Raw genomic sequence first — 15,767 nt, 5'->3', positions numbered from 1 at the left:
GCTGGCATCTACTGTTCGTTTATGGACGGCTAGTGTTCGAAACCGCACAGTAGATTTACAACGGCGCGAGATAAGCTGCACTAAATACGCTCAGAAATATTCCTGATTTAGGTAAATCAAATGGCTGCCCTGAATTGCATCGGCGAAAGTTTCGTTTTCATTTTAAATAGCCTACTGAATGACTGCGGATGCTCGAAACCTAACTCATAGGCTACTTCGCTGATTGTTAAGGTGGTGGTTGCGAGTAGTTCTTTGGCTTTCTCAATGAGCTTTTCATGTATATGCTGCTGGGCATTCAGACCGGTGAGCGAACGCAGCATATCGCTTAGATAATTGGCGGTGTAATGTAAATGTTCGGCCAAGTATTGTACGGTTGGCATACCGTGCTTTACCGCCTCGCCTTTCTCAAAGTAGGTATTCAGTAGTTCTTCCAATTGTTGAAGTAAGTCGCTGCTAGCCGGCTGGCGGGTCAAGAACTGACGCTTGTAGAAGCGCTTGGCATAACTCAGCAGCAACTCGATCTGTGCAATAATTACTTCGCGGCTGAAATCGTCTATCCGGCTATTGAGTTCGTCGCGAATGATGGTAAAGATGGACGATACCGTTGTCCGCTCTTTCTCGGACAGGTGCAGCGCCTCGTTTGAGGCGTAGGAAAAGAAACCGTATTGTTTAATTTTCGCAGCTAGCGGATATCCTTGAAAAAAATCCTGATGAATAATCAACGAATAACCTTCATTCCCTTGGTAATTTGAGGTATTACCAACAAGCTGGTTAGGTGCTGTAAACAGAAGACTTCCCTCGTCAAAATCATAATAGCCTTGGCCGTATCTAAACTTGCCACCTAACTTTGTTATAAAGGAGATTTTGTAAAGACTGGTTACGTAACTTAATGGTAATCGACTTAGGTTGATCCGCCCTTCTGTGGTATCCAGTAAACTGATCAGCGGATGACCAGGGCCCGGAAGACCGAGTATACGGTGTATCTCGGTTATGGATTCGAGTTTGACGACTTTTGGCGTTTGCGGTTTCATGCTGTAAGATAATGATTATGACCGTTTCTTATTTCAAGCAACGGTCATAAAGTAAGCAACCTTAATACTATCTTCGTACTTGATGACGGTCTACCAAGGTAGCGGGCCATCCGGACCGGTAAAACGACCGGTGGGGCCGTCTGTCTCCAGCGCTACGCGAACCGGTTCACGGGACCCTACTTCCAGACTGTCCGTGCCCTGAAAGTTATTCAGCGCAGTGGCTGTAAAACCCGGGCTCGTAGCGTTAACCTTGATGTTTTCTTTTTCCAGTTCTAGGGCAAAGGAAAGGGTAACGGCATTAAGGGCTGTTTTTGATGCGGCATATACTACACCAAAGTGCTCTCTTGCCCAACAAGCCGGGTCGGATACCCAAGTGAGCGATCCCAGTCCGCTCGATACATTGACGATGCGGGCCGCATCAGACTTACGCAGTAAGGGTAGCGCTGCCTGTGTTACGGCAATGACGCCGAATACGTTGGTTTCCCAAACTGCCCGAACTTCGTCAAGCGATGCGGTGGTAGCACGGCCTTCTGCCAAAACCTCTTCCATTGGTCGACCGGGTTTTCCGGCATGGGATATACCCGCGTTGTTGACCAGCAAATCCAGGCGGCCATATTCTTGCTCGATACGCGCTACTGCGGCGTTAATGGTTTGTTGTTGGGTAACATCCAGCTGGATAGCCGTGGCATTCTCACCGATTTCAGCGGCTGCTTTTTCGCCATTGCTTAAGTTACGTGAACCTACATATACTTGATAGCCATTTGCTGCTAACGCTTTGGCGATTTCATTACCTACCCCTTGGTTGGCACCAGTTACCAATGCAACCGGCTGTTTATTGTTCTTTGACGCTGCTTGATTTTCCATAAGTATTACAATTAACAATTACTGATACAAAAATCTGCATTCGGCTCCGCACCCTTGTAACTAAATCAAGGAGTCTTGTAACTGAAATGCCTGATCTTGAGACGACCTACACTTACATCTTTTCATAAGACCGTTAAGGTTCCGACTGTCAATTGAAAAAAAATGTATAATCTTGTATTACTATGACGACTTACCAATACTTTATCTACTTCTTACTTCTCTTTGTCAATGCCTATCCCCTTAGGGGTCAAGTGGCTCAATTGCCTACTCCGTGGACCGAAACGGCAAGCCGGGCGGAAGTCCCTTTAGCGGAATACCCTCGACCGCAATTGCAGCGAGCGGAATGGTTATGTCTTAATGGCAAGTGGGATTATCTCGGGGGAAAGGATGCTCCGGACGCTTTTCAGCCACAAAAACCAGCCGTTTTTGATAACGTAGTGGAGAAAATTCTTGTTCCTTACGGCCCGGAATCGTTTTTGTCGGGCATACAACGGAAACAGGAAATAAACATGTGGTATAGGCGGACTTTTGAAGTACCTGCTGCCTGGAAAAACAAACAGATCATTCTTCATTTTGGTGCGGTGGATCATGATGCAACCATCTTTGTAAATGGAGAGCAAGCCGGCAGCCATGCAGGAGGTTATGATGCGTTCTCTATAAACATTACTCCTTTCCTAAAAAACGGCAAAAACACCCTCATTGTAGCAGCTAAGGATTTAAATGATGGTAAAACACCATCAGGCAAAAACGGTCCGCGGGGCGATTATACCTTCACCTCCGGTATCTGGCAGACAGTATGGCTCGAACCGGTAAATAAACACTTTATACAGGGTATTCGTTTACTTTCGGAGCTTGACCATGGACGACTAAAAATATTTGTAGAAAGTGATGGAGCCAAAAAGATATCCGCGGCTGCTTATGATGGTAAACAACTGATTACCAAGAGTGATGGAGTGAGCGGTTCGTATTTTTACCTGCCCATAAAAAATCCGAAGCTCTGGTCGCCGGACAGCCCTTTTCTCTATGACCTAAAGTTGAGTCTTTATGGTAAAGATGGTGGTATCTCAGACGAAGTAACGAGCTATTTTGCCATGCGGGATATTAAACTGGGCAAAATAAATGGTGTGGTAAGACCGCTTCTGAATGGAAAGTTTGTGATGCAACTGGGGTTGTTGGATCAGGGTTATTGGCCGGATGGGATATTAACGGCGCCGACTGAGGAAGCCTTAAAATCGGACATCGAGTATACGAAAAAGGCAGGATACAACCTGATTAGAAAGCATATGAAAACGGAACCGCAGCGTTTTTACTATTGGACAGATAAATTGGGATTGCTGGTTTGGCAAGATATGCCTGCCATTTGGTATCCTAACGAAGATACGACGATATACCGGGAAATGTTCCGAAAGGAACTGAAGGCAATAATTGATGATCACTATAATTCGCCATCTATCATCGCCTGGGTTCCCTTTAATGAAAACTGGGGAGCCTTTGACGTAAAAAACATCACGGATTGGGTGAAACAATACGATCCGTCGCGACTGGTTAATGGGAACTCCGGCTTTAATAATAATCCCAGCTATCAGAAGGCTTACGGCGACCCGGGCAATGGGGACTTTGTGGATACACATATTTATGTGGGACCTTATGGGGCTTCGGTACCCGACAGTACGCGGGCAGCTTCTTTAGGCGAATTTGGTGGTGTTGGCTTATATACCCGGGGCCATATGTGGCCTGTAGAAAATAATGCCTATGCTTATGAGCCTACGCAGACAGCGCTCACGGACCGTTATATACTGCTTTTAGATCAGGTAAATCAGCTCATGAAGTATAAGGGGCTCAGTGTGGCCATATATACGCAAACAACGGATGTGGAACATGAAGTGAACGGTGTATTGACTTACGATAGAAAGGTTGAAAAAATGCAATTAGAGCGCATTAAGGAAATTAACGAAGCTGTTATTAAGGATAGTTATGAATTGAATAAGAGTATCGGACAAAATAGACAAGACTGATTACACCCAATATTTTATTGAAAGATTTTGGAAGTCGACCGAGTATGAATATCTTTATCTTATGCATTAGCATTTATACATTAAACCCGAATTAACAGTTATGGAACGCAGGAAATTCCTCCAATCTTCGCTTGTGGCTGCTGCAAGTGCATCAGTAAGTATCAACCCAACAATGGCAAATGATAAAGCGCCGACGCAAAAAGAAGTATACGAATGGCGCGAATATGAAGCGCGATTTGGTTCTGATATAGGTCAGCTGGAAAATTATTTCAAAACAGCCCTTATTCCTGCATTGAATAAATATGGAGTAAAAAAAGTTGGTGTCTTTAAGGAATGGAGACCATCGGATCCCGCCAAAATTTATTTATTGATGCCTTATTCTTCGCTTGATAATTATCAATCCGTTAATGCAAAAGTAAAAGCGGACGCCGATTATATTAAAAATAGCGCCGCATATAACATTATACCTGCTGATAAACCTGTCTACAATCGCTTTACGTCGTCTTTAATGATTGCCTTCGATGGATTTCCTACAATGGTTGTCCCTTCAGGTGAGTCACGGATATTTGAATTAAGAACATATGAAGGTTATAGTGAAGACGCCGTAAGAAGAAAGATTAAGATGTTCCATGATGGAGAATTTCCTATTTTTAAACGCGCAAAATTGATGCCTGTATTCTTTGGTGAAGTGATTGCCGGTGACAGGCTACCCCGTATCACTTATATGCTCACGTGCAACAGCATGGAAGAACGCGATAAGGGGTGGTCTGCTTTTGGGGCAGACCCTGAATGGAAAAAATTACTAGCAGATCCGCAGTATGCGAATACCATTTCTAAAATTAGCAATAGCTTTTTGATTCCAACTCCTTATTCACAGGTATAGTGTCAACCGAGAACCAATTATTGTTAGATGGCAATTGAATTAATCATTACGGCCATCTAACAATTGGCTGCATCTCTACTGCACGATACGGAATAGGCCCTTTGTCAGTTTTTTTTATGTCGTGATCTTTAAAGACTGAATGTGTCCATCTGCGATTTCAAGATGATAGTTTAAAACGACAGGGCTACCGGGAAAGATTCCTGATACTTCTGCTTTTAAAATACTTGTTGTCTCTTTTTCTTCAAAGTGAAGAGGCTGCATTACGGCTTTGTAATTTTCATTAGCATTGGCAATCCATTGTTCGATGTCTGTTTTTCCTTTATACGTTTTCCCTTCATCAAAGACAGTAGCAGTTTCAGAAAAACAGTTAGCATAAGCAACACTGTCGGCTTGATTTTGTGCTTCAACTAATTTGGTTATAACCTTAGGTAGCTTCATATTCGTATCATTTATGGTTAACTAATTTTTTGTATTTTCTTTTAGATGCAATTTCATGCTGCAATTATATGGTTGGAATAGTGCCCCCATCTATGACGTATTCTGTACCCGTTAAATAGCCGGCTCTTGGAGAAACAAGAAAACCAACCAATTCTGCAATCTCTTCCGGTTGAGCTGGTCTTCCATAAGGAATACCACCTAACGCATCCATTACACTTTGTGTAGCTGCTTCGATGGAAATATCTGAGCTTTCAGCAATACGTTCCATCATTCGCTCTGACGATTCTGTCATTATCCAACCCGGGGAAACGGTTAACACACGTACACCTTTAGCGGATACTTCTTTTGACAGCCCCTTGCTGTAATTAATTAGGCCTGCTTTTGCGGCGGCATACGGAAGCGTGGAATCATAGAGCGGCAACCTGCCTTGAATAGATGCGATGTGAATAATTACACCGCTTTTGTTGTTAAGCATCTGCGGTAGAAACGCTTTATCTAAGCGAACCGGAGCGAGTAAATTGGTTTGTATCGTCTCTTCCCAATCCCTGTCAGTTAATGCGACAAAGCCCCCTCCCGGGGTTTCGGAACCTCCAAGATTGTTTACGAGGATATCGAGTTTCCCGAATTTTTCAAACACTTCAGCCGCAACTTTAGCAGCGCCCTCCGGTTTACTTAAATCTACCGAAATAAAATACTGCTCTTTATTGAGTGATTCGGGTCTGTTTCTAGCCGTGATGATTACTTTTGCACCCGCTTGGTTTAAACGTTCAGCAATGGCTTTGCCTGCTCCTTTTGTTCCACCGGTTACCAACGCAATCTTGCCTGATAGTTCGTTTTGATAATCTAAATTTTCCATGTTCAATAACTTTCAATGCAAAGTTGAGAAGTATGATACGTCCCTACAAGTACGGCATTACGATTCATATAGGGATAAATTATTCCCCTATTGTACGCCGAGGAACATAGGCTTATTTTTGTGTCATGTACGAAAGAAAAATAATACCTAACTTAAATTGCGGACTTGACCTGGTTGGTGAAGTATTATACGGCAAGTGGAAGATACGCTTGCTTTGGTTTATCAATGAAGGTCATATACGACCAAGCGAATTACAACGCAAAATACCGGATGCTTCGCGCAGGGTGTTGAACATTCAATTGAAAGAATTGGAAGAGCATGAACTTATAAGCAAGAAAATCTACCCGGTAGTTCCGCCAAAAGTTGAATATAGCCTTACTGAATTCGGAAAGAGCTTGATCCCGGTAATTGATACCTTAGGACGATGGGGAGACGAAAATGGAGAGCAGTTAAGAACCGTTATAGCAAAAAGATTTACCCCGTAAACTCGATTGAGAGTGAAAAAAAAAGTATTAACCAGATTCGTATCGCAGAGGTTAACATAATTTTTACGATAGATTTACGTTGATATCATTAACTTTACGGATATACGGAGTGGTTTAGCTATAGACAATAGTGACCACTTTCATGTTTAACTTCATTAATAAACCAATTGTGCCTGTAATTGAATTAACCACTAATATTCGAGCGGAAATTGATATCTGCTTTGATCTATCGAGAAGTATTGATTTACACTGTATTTCCACCGTAGGAACTGATGAAAAGGCCATAGCCGGTACTACTTGTGGATTGATTGGCTTTAATGAAACCGTCACCTGGCAAGCCAAGCATTTTGGAATACGCCAGCAACTGACCTCAAAGATAACAGCATATGAACGTCCATTCCATTTCAGAGATGAGCAATTAAAAGGGCCGTTTTCTTACATCAAACATGATCATTTTTTTAGAACAGTTGGCAATTTCACTACGGTTATTGATCATTTTGATTATGGTATTCCTTATGGTGTTTTTGGCAAGTCTTTCGACCGGTTAATTCTCAACAACTATCTTCGCAGGTTCTTAGAGGAACGAAATCGTATTATAAAGGATTATGCGGAATGCGGAAGATTTATGGACCTATTAAAAACAGGTTCATAAACGTATCGTCTTCAGTAGGATACTCTTTGTATGAAGACCGATTGGTCAATTTATCGCTGTCATGCTAAGGTAGAAGCAGGAACCTAACAGTATTAACGATTGAGCTGCAAGCTCTTGTTTATCATATTTGACATGAAGACCTTACACTCACGATTAAAGTTAACAATAAAACAAAGGTTAAAACGAAAACCTGTATTTCGGAAATCACCATGCACAGGATGATCAAAAAAAGTAACATGACAGCGTTTGTTACCACACTCATCAGCCTTGCAAAACGGTTTTTTTCCACCAAGTGAATCAGATTGATACAGCCATTGAAAAACATGGCCAAGCCGCCTGAAAGAAACCACATCACACTTGCGGCTGAGCTTAACCCGGTGCGATCAAAAAGTGGATATAGCAGATGCGCTATTGCAAAAGTAAAAATCAATCCTACCAAGATTTTGTACGAACGAACCATTTCCTTTCTTCTTTTTTACAAAATTGATTATCAACTAACTTTTTTCGTATATCGCTTCTGTTAATGCCGCTCCCAAATAGGCCGTTTGTGGTTCTAATACAATGTTCTGCTGACTTATTGCAAATCGATCACCCATATTCACAACAATGTCGACACAGGTATCAGGATAAAAAACTTCATAAGCTCGGTTCGTACCTTTGAGTGTCCAGTCAGAGTGAATATAGGGTTTCAGCTCTTCACAAGGTTTGAAATATTCGAATGGCATACTAAAGATTGCTTATCCTGCCAAAAGGGCTTCTTCCAAAGTTACATTTTTTAATAACTAAATTTAGTGATGGGCTTACCCCAATTAAAAAACGATCAAAATTAAACGTGCGTAACGACGAGCTTACTTTTGTTATTACGGAAACGTCTTCTCATATACTAAGGCTGGCTTAAAACGCTTCGCCAAGGTGCCGGTAGCTTTACTTAGGTCAATATCGACTATCAGCACACCGCTTTCTCCATAGTTCTGCCTAGCTAAGCAAGAACCGTCGGGCGCTATGACAGCACTGGCCGCTTCTTGGTACTTAGCGGCATAATTGACGCTGGCAAAGTAAATTGTGTTTTCCAAGGCGCGCATCATCATTGCCTTTTCGTAATAGGGATTTTCTTTAGCGCCGAACTCGGTGAGAAGCATTCCTTTTTCATTACTGCCGACAAAATGCGGATGAAAAACGATCTGTGCACCTCGTTGAGCAGCCCACCGTACCGACTCAGGATATCGAAAACCTTCATGACATATGGTGATTCCAAACTTGACCTTGTTCAGCTCAAAAATTTGCCGCCGCTCGCCTGCCGTCCATAAATTATCTTCTGTAGGATCTAACTGATTTTTTGTTTGATAACCTAACAATTCTCCTTTATTTGATATAACATGAGCAAGATTAAACACTTGTGATCCAATACACCAATCCATGGGAAGAATAATAGCGATATGATTTCTTTTAGCTATATCACAAGCCTCTGCCAACGCCCACTTTAATGCGTCAGCTGTACGATCTTCTTTTGAATAACCCATTCCGGGATAACCAGGGATGAAAGATTCAGGGAAACAGACCACTTCTGCTTGTTGCAGTCCGGCATATTCAGCTAAAACACGTAACGAAGCAAGTCCCTCGCGAAGAGATTTAGGAAAAAATGGCGAAGCCAGCGCTATTTTCATGAGTTGAATGGAATAATACGCTAAATATAACAAAGTTTTATCATACCTCTTCTATCATAACAAGTGTTCATTCCATCGTTCATTTATTTTTAGAGTAAATAGGAACACCTTCCAATAAACTTATAAAATACCGGCTTTACCACTTCCAAATCGATAACTTAAACCGACCTCGTGAGTGGCATTATCGATTCTTCGTTTAAGTGGATTATCATTGGAGTTAAATTGATAACTATACCCCAGCTTCAATGGCCCTACCATGATTTCAAGCAAGGCAGATAAATCACTATTAGTGCGTGCATTTAAACCCAAACCAGCCTTCTTCTGCACGTATATCATTGCAGAAAAATCGGCTTGTAAGGGCACTCCCGGAATATAACTTGCCAGGAATGCGGGTTTTATGTCAAAACTCTGATCAAGCCGAAGCACAGCACCGCCCATGAGGTGATATTGATTGCTGAAATTATATTGTCGATTTATATCGCCTCCAGATCCTAAATCTGACAGGGCAAGTCTTGGCATGGAAAGACCGACATAATAACCTTCGGGCCGATAAAGCAACACACCGAAACCCATCAAAGCGGTACTTTCGCGAATATCAGAACGAAACGCAGGGTCATTTGGATCTACTTGACTAAAACTTCCGTTATAAAAGCTGACCCCTAAGCTCATGGACATTGCCAAGTACTCGTTCTCCGAAAGCCGAACTGACTTCGCCAGAAAGGCACTTAATTCCGTTGCGTTTTCAATGGCCAGACTTTCATGGCGCACATTTAATCCTATCGCCGCATTAAATTTGTGCCAAGGTGCATGCGCAGTCATCCAATAGGAAGTTGGCGCACCTTCTAGGTTAACCCATTGCTTGCGGCCCAACAAAGCAACCTCGCCATCTGGCCGTAACAAACTTGCAGTAGGATTCAAGGCGGTTGGCTGATTAGCGTATTGATTATACGTGGGAGCCTGTTGAGCTTTTGCGAATGTAAGGTGCAGCAATAGGACCGCAATAACTGATATGAATTTTATACTGTTCATGTTAGCTTATATTTTCGCTGCCTTCATTCTTAAAAAGAAGGCGTCTATCTTTGATGACCACTTAATATCGGACTACGAAATAACCTTTTTCATGCTTCCAAGTTCCGTCCACTTTTACTTCCAGGAGATAATAATAGGTTCCTGGAGGAATCTGGTTATTACCAGGACCAAGCCCTCGGAACACTTTGTCTTCATTATTGTAACCGCTCATCTCTATGATTTGCATACCGTTCCGGTCTACAATGATAAGTTTGTTATCAGGATAGTCTTTAACTCCTTCGATCATCAGAAAATCATTGATACCGTCTCCATTTGGTGAAAGCGCTTTGTGTACTTTTATGGGTAACGCAGCTTCCTTATCTATTACTTGCACCTGGATGCTTACAGGATCCGCGGCTTCATAGTTGGCGTCTCCTTCCTGGAAGGCCGTTATCATTACGGTACCTAACCGAAGGACATTAAGGGTTGTGCCGGAAACAGTTGCTACCTGTGGATCGCTTACTTCTAGCCGAATCGGCAGGGAGCTGCTTGCACTTACCGTTAGCGGGAGACTGCCTACGTTACGGGCTACTTCTCCTAGTTCCGTGAAACTAATTTCTTGCGAAGCTTTTTTAACGATTAGTTTCCTACTTACCGTTGGCTTGTTGTTATAATTAGCGTTATCCGGAACGGTGGCCGTAATAATAGTTTCACCAGCGCCAACAATATGGATACGCCCGTCGACACTGATTGTCGCTACGTTGGTATTACTGCTAATGTAACTAACCGCCTCCCCACTATTAGCCGTAGCCTGTAGATTAAAATCGTTATCGCCGTAGGTTTTTTCCGGTAATTCCTCGAAATCGATACTACGCTCAACAGTCCTTATTTGTAAGGTTGCTTTTAGCGTGAGTGGGATATAATTGCTACCGCTTACCTTAGCGGTTACTTCCTGCATTCCAACATCGGTGCGATTGTTATTCTCATAACTGACACTTGTGCCCACTGGCAAAGTCCCCGAGATGGCCAGTGATTTTGCGGTGCCGTCATACACAAAAGCCCCGTCATCCAACGTTACGCCCGTAATGTTGGCCTTGGTAATTGTTAAGCGCGCTTTCAGTACCAGGGTTTCATAATTATCACCACTAATCGTAGCACTTACTTCCTGTGTACCTACATCCGTGCGATTGTTATTCTCATAGCTTACGCTGGTGCCCACTGGCAAAGTCCCCGAGATGACCAGCGATTTTGCTGTTCCGTCGTATACAAAAGATCCATCTTGGAAACTGGTGCCGGTGATAGCGGCCTTGGTAATCGTTAAGTTTGCTTTCAGTACCAGCGTTTCATAATTATCACCGCTGATCGTAGCACTTACCTCCTGCGTACCTACATCGGTGCGGTTGTTATTTTCATAGCTTACGCTGGTGCCCACCGGTAAGGTACCTGAGATGGCCAATGATTTTGCGGTGCTGTCGTATACAAAAGATCCATCTTGGAAACTGATGCCGGTGATAGCGGCTTTGGTGATTGTCAGATTGGCGGTCAACACTAGATCGGTATAATTCGCTCCGTTGATTGTTGCTATTACCTCTTGTGTACCTACATCTGTGCGACCATTGTTTCCATAGCTAACAGTAGTGCCTGCTGGTAAAGTACCTGCTATTGCTAATGACTTGGCCTTACCATCGTAGGCAAAACTTGCATCTTCCAATGTGATACCAGTAATGGTGGCCTTGCTGATTGTTAAGTTTGCTTTCAGTACCAGCGTTTCATAATTATCACCGCTGATCGTAGCACTTACTTCCTGTGTACCTACATCCGTGCGACTGTTATTTTCATAACTGACACTCGTGCCCGCTGGTAAGGTGCCAGCGATAGCCAGCGATTTTGCGGTACCGTCATAAACGAAAGATCCGTCATCCAACGTTACGCCCGTAATGTTGGCCTTGGTAATTGTTAAGCGCGCTTTCAGTACCAGGGTTTCATAATTATCACCGCTAATCGTAGCACTTACTTCCTGTGTACCTACATCCGTGCGACTGTTATTTTCATAACTGACACTCGTGCCCGCTGGTAAGGTGCCAGCGATAGCCAGCGATTTTGCGGTACCGTCATAAACGAAAGATCCGTCATCCAACGTTACGCCAGTAATGTTGGTCTTGGTAATTGTTAAGCGCGCTTTCAGTACCAGGGTTTCATAATTATCACCACTAATCGTAGCACTTACTTCCTGTGTACCTACATCCGTGCGACTGTTATTTTCATAACTGACAGTCGTGCCCATTGGTAAAGTGCCCGAAATGGCCAGTGATTTTGCGGTTCCGTCGTATACAAAAGATCCATCTTGGAAACTGATGCCTGTGATAGCGGCCTTGCTAATCGTTAAGTTTGCTTTCAGCACCAGGGTTTCGTAATTATCACCGTTAATGGTGGCCGTCACTTCCTGCGTACCTACATCCGTGCGACTGTTATTCTCATAGCTGACACTCGTGCCTACTGGCAAAGTACCTGAGATGGCCAGTGATTTTGCGGTGCCGTCATACACAAAAGCCCCGTCATCCAAGGTTATGCCCGTAATGGTGGCCTTACTGATCGCTAAGTTTGCTTTCAGCACCAGGGTTTCGTAGTTGTCACCGCTGATTGTGGCCGTTACTTCCTGCGTACCTACATCGGTGCGACTGTTATGCTCATAGCTGACACTCGTGCCTACTGGCAAAGTACCTGAGATGGCCAATGATTTTGCTGTTCCGTCGTATACAAAAGATCCATCTTGGAAACTGATGCCTGTGATAGCGGCTTTGGTAATCGTTAAGTTTGCTTTTAATATCAGTGTTTCATAATTATCACCGCTAATCGTGGCCGTTACTTCCTGCGTACCTACATCGGTGCGACTGTTATTTTCATAACTGACACTCGTGCCCGCTGGTAAGGTGCCGGCGATAGCCAGCGATTTTGCGGTGCCGTCATACACAAAAGACCCGTCATCCAAGGTTATGCCCGTAATAATCGTCGCATACTGAAGACTTAGTGTATTGGATGCTAGGTTACCATTGCTACCGACATTAACCGCCATATCAGCTGGTATGTAGATCTGCACAATTCCCCCCGCCGCGGGTGTCACTAAGAACGAATAAGAAATATTATCGTTTGTTTGTAAGTTACTAAGTGTTGCATTGCTTCTTATAATATCCTCAAGTGTAAATCCAGTAACGGCTTCACTGAACGTTGCAATTACGGTGAAAGGACTACTAACTGGAGAACTGGCCTCCGTAGAAAGCGTTACGCTTGGTTGTATGGTATTGACGAAAATTCCTGCTGTACTCGGTACATTATTCAACATAGCGGAAGCCTCATTGCCAGCAGCGTCCTGCATAACACTTGCATTGCCGATAATTCCGGCCAAGGTGATCCCATCTAAATCTAAGTCTCCGCTTTGCACGGCGTAGCTAAACGCAAGCGTGCTAGTTCCTGAACCTGCAACATAGGTCGCCTGAACAAGTGCTTCTCCAATAGTCAGGTTCAGGTAAGGGTTGCCACTAACGGTAACAGGCTCATTGAAATTCACCGTAAAGTTCAGTGAACTTCCCATTCTATAATATCCATTATTTGGTACAATAACCAAGGTTGAAACGGGAGTAACTCCATCAACGACAATATCATGTTGACCGGCAAGGGAGTTTGGACCACCGGTATTTGGCAATGTGAGATCCGCATCAACTAAAGCCCCGTTTCTTATCACCGCACCATTGAGTCTCAATGCGGTGGTTGATAGGTAATCCAGGTCATGACTGAGATCACCTGCTTGCACCGTGTAATTAAATGTTATGGCATCGGTACCCGATCCGGAAACATATTCGGCATCCCTGTTCACGACACCTGTATTTAATGTCAGCGTGGGGTTTCCCCCTGCCGCTTGAACGACGACAATTTGATTAAAAACAACTACGATACTTATCTCATCTCCTAATTTATACAAACCGTTTGAGGCAGTTGTATTTACCATATTTATTCGTGGGCTTCCAGCAGTTACTGCTATTCTAAGCGTTGCGGTGTCACAAAGTGAGGGCGTGCCATTATCACATACTTGATAGATTAAACTATCTTGACCGAAAAAGTCTGAATTTGGCGTGTAGGTAAAACTGCCGTCGGCATTCAGCACGACTGTACCATTCACAGGCGCCGTCACCAGTGAGGCAGTCAACGCATTCCCGTCGGGATCGTTATCGTTCGTCAAAACGTTACCCGTTGCAGGTTCATTTTCAGTTACAATAATTTCATCATCAACTGCAACCGGAGCGTCATTTGTTGAATTTACGGTGAACTTGACAGTCGCTGTATCGCATAAGGACGGGCTACCATTATCGCATACCTGATAGTTCAGGCTGTCTAAGCCGACAAAATTAGTGTTTGGTGTGTACGTGAAACTGCCGTTAGCATTTAATACCACCGTTCCATTAACCGGCGCCGTCACCAGTGAGACAGTCAGCACATTCCCTTCAGGGTCTGTATCATTCGTCAAAACATTCCCTATCGCTGCTACGTTTTTCGCTGTACTGACAGCATCGTCTACAGCCATCGGAGCATCGTTCACCGGCGTAATATCTATATTGATAGTACCAACGACTACATTATTTGCACCGCCTGAACCGGTGTTACCGTTATCATTGATGGAAACTTCTACCAGAGCCGCATTGTCGCCTGACAGGTTATGATCAGGCCGGAAATAAATATTACTAGGCACATTGATGTAATTATTAAGATCTATCAGATTTCCCGTTAATGTTAACTTTCCAGTCAAATGGCCCGTTATGGAGATTCCAGTTCCTGCTGCAATATCAAATATTCCGCCGGTGGCGTCCAACGTTAAGGAGACTTGTCCCACACCCGCATCAACATCCATTATTGTCGCCGACGAAATATCCAATGCATCTTCGGTAGCGTCTTCTCGCACGGTAATATCGGCAGGTAGTCCCACAATTACCGGTGCATCGTTTACCGCTTCAATTTGAAAGTGTGCCCATGCTGTATCACATCGAGAAGGTGTACCATTATCGCAAACCTGATATCGTAAACTATCTAAACCATTAAAATTAGCACTTGGTGTATAAGTAAAGCTACCATCCGCATTGAGTACGATCGTGCCATTTACGGGCGCCGTCACCAAAGAGGCGGTCAGGGCGTTCTCTTCCGGATCACTATCATTCGTCAAGACATTCCCAGTGCCGGGTGTATCTTCCCTTACCGATACGGCATCATCCATCGCGACAGGAGCCTGATTAGTCATTACTTCAATATCATCCAACATAACACCTATGTTGAAACCAACTATTTCAAGCTCATCCATATTCGCCAAGAATGGATAGTCGCTTGAACTTATGGCAATTTTATGGATGGGTATAGTGGGTTGATAGTAAGTGCGGATGGTATCAATAAGAACACCATCTCTTTTTACATAAATTTCAATCATCTGGGTTTCATTTTGGGTAGGCCAAATGTTAAATTGCCTTATACCAAAATTATCTCCAGAGGTACTTTTTAAAGTGGCAGAATGAAGCGTAGCGCCAGCCAACGCATCATAACGTAACACTTTTGTACTTAAACTAGTGCCAATTAACACCCTGATTTGACTACCATTGCCATTTCCCGTTACAATGGCTGAAAAGCCATTACCAACCTCCCAGGTGGCTGGTGCCGTATTTGTGCTAATGGCGTGAACCTCTCCTGCATTAAAGCCCTCCCAGTCATAAACACCGGAATTGAGTACTTGTGCATGTACAATAAGACCACTGAATAACAGTCCGCAAAGCGTTATTAGGTAGTTGAAAAATTTTGTAGGGTAAAAGTATTTCATATATACTTGTTAAAATATCG

General features: G+C 43.4%; 12 protein-coding genes. 4 read left to right on the top strand and 8 right to left on the bottom strand.

The window, feature by feature from the left end:
* Positions 1–116 precede the first annotated feature (116 nt).
* On the bottom strand, positions 117–1,031 hold the full coding sequence (locus M1D52_RS09135; RefSeq protein WP_437392284.1) for a helix-turn-helix domain-containing protein: 915 nt from the start codon (positions 1,029–1,031) through the stop codon (positions 117–119).
* A 90-nt stretch (positions 1,032–1,121) separates the two neighbouring features.
* Entirely contained in the window at positions 1,122–1,895 is a 774-nt protein-coding gene (locus M1D52_RS09130; RefSeq protein ID WP_437392282.1) for an SDR family NAD(P)-dependent oxidoreductase, read from the bottom strand.
* 182 nt (positions 1,896–2,077) lie between these two features.
* Between M1D52_RS09130 and M1D52_RS09125 the strand changes: the two genes are divergently transcribed.
* Positions 2,078–3,910 carry a glycoside hydrolase family 2 protein gene (locus tag M1D52_RS09125; protein ID WP_437392280.1) on the top strand — a complete coding sequence of 611 codons (1,833 nt, stop codon included), beginning with the start codon at positions 2,078–2,080 and terminating at the stop codon, positions 3,908–3,910.
* Between the two features lie 100 nt (positions 3,911–4,010).
* Positions 4,011–4,793: an NIPSNAP family protein gene (locus M1D52_RS09120; RefSeq protein ID WP_437392279.1), complete on the top strand. Its 783-nt coding sequence runs from the start codon at positions 4,011–4,013 to the stop codon at positions 4,791–4,793.
* A 114-nt stretch (positions 4,794–4,907) separates the two neighbouring features.
* Here M1D52_RS09120 and M1D52_RS09115 read toward each other — a convergent pair whose 3' ends face one another.
* Positions 4,908–5,231 (bottom strand): nuclear transport factor 2 family protein, encoded by a 324-nt coding sequence (locus tag M1D52_RS09115; RefSeq protein WP_437392278.1) that lies wholly within the window; start codon positions 5,229–5,231, stop codon positions 4,908–4,910.
* Positions 5,232–5,295: 64 nt separating this feature from the next.
* Positions 5,296–6,087, bottom strand: a complete 792-nt coding sequence (locus M1D52_RS09110; RefSeq protein WP_013667681.1) for an SDR family oxidoreductase — start codon at positions 6,085–6,087, stop codon at positions 5,296–5,298.
* 125 nt (positions 6,088–6,212) lie between these two features.
* Here M1D52_RS09110 and M1D52_RS09105 point away from each other — a divergent pair, with 125 nt between their 5' ends.
* On the top strand, positions 6,213–6,572 hold the full coding sequence (locus M1D52_RS09105) for a winged helix-turn-helix transcriptional regulator (protein ID WP_013667682.1): 360 nt from the start codon (positions 6,213–6,215) through the stop codon (positions 6,570–6,572).
* A 142-nt stretch (positions 6,573–6,714) separates the two neighbouring features.
* The gene (locus M1D52_RS09100; RefSeq protein ID WP_013667683.1) at positions 6,715–7,224 is read left to right on the top strand and encodes an SRPBCC family protein; all 510 of its coding nucleotides are present in this window, start codon (positions 6,715–6,717) and stop codon (positions 7,222–7,224) included.
* A gap of 494 nt (positions 7,225–7,718) precedes the next feature.
* Here M1D52_RS09100 and M1D52_RS09095 read toward each other — a convergent pair whose 3' ends face one another.
* From M1D52_RS09095 to M1D52_RS09080, 4 genes are all read right to left on the bottom strand, one after another.
* Positions 7,719–7,949, bottom strand: coding sequence for a DUF6597 domain-containing transcriptional factor (locus M1D52_RS09095; RefSeq protein ID WP_130858373.1), 231 nt, complete (start codon positions 7,947–7,949; stop codon positions 7,719–7,721).
* 135 nt (positions 7,950–8,084) lie between these two features.
* A complete protein-coding gene (locus tag M1D52_RS09090) occupies positions 8,085–8,888 on the bottom strand; it encodes a carbon-nitrogen hydrolase family protein (RefSeq protein WP_013667686.1) in 804 nt (267 codons plus the stop codon).
* Positions 8,889–9,008: 120 nt separating this feature from the next.
* A complete protein-coding gene (locus M1D52_RS09085; RefSeq protein ID WP_149105946.1) occupies positions 9,009–9,917 on the bottom strand; it encodes a PorP/SprF family type IX secretion system membrane protein in 909 nt (302 codons plus the stop codon).
* A gap of 61 nt (positions 9,918–9,978) precedes the next feature.
* Positions 9,979–15,747 carry an Ig-like domain-containing protein gene (locus tag M1D52_RS09080; RefSeq protein WP_457941735.1) on the bottom strand — a complete coding sequence of 1,923 codons (5,769 nt, stop codon included), beginning with the start codon at positions 15,745–15,747 and terminating at the stop codon, positions 9,979–9,981.
* Positions 15,748–15,767: the final 20 nt, after the last annotated feature.

It is taken from the genome of Olivibacter sp. SA151, assembly GCF_054130995.1.
Note: the sequence above shows the minus strand (reverse complement) of the source record. Positions and strands in the feature narration are given on the sequence as shown.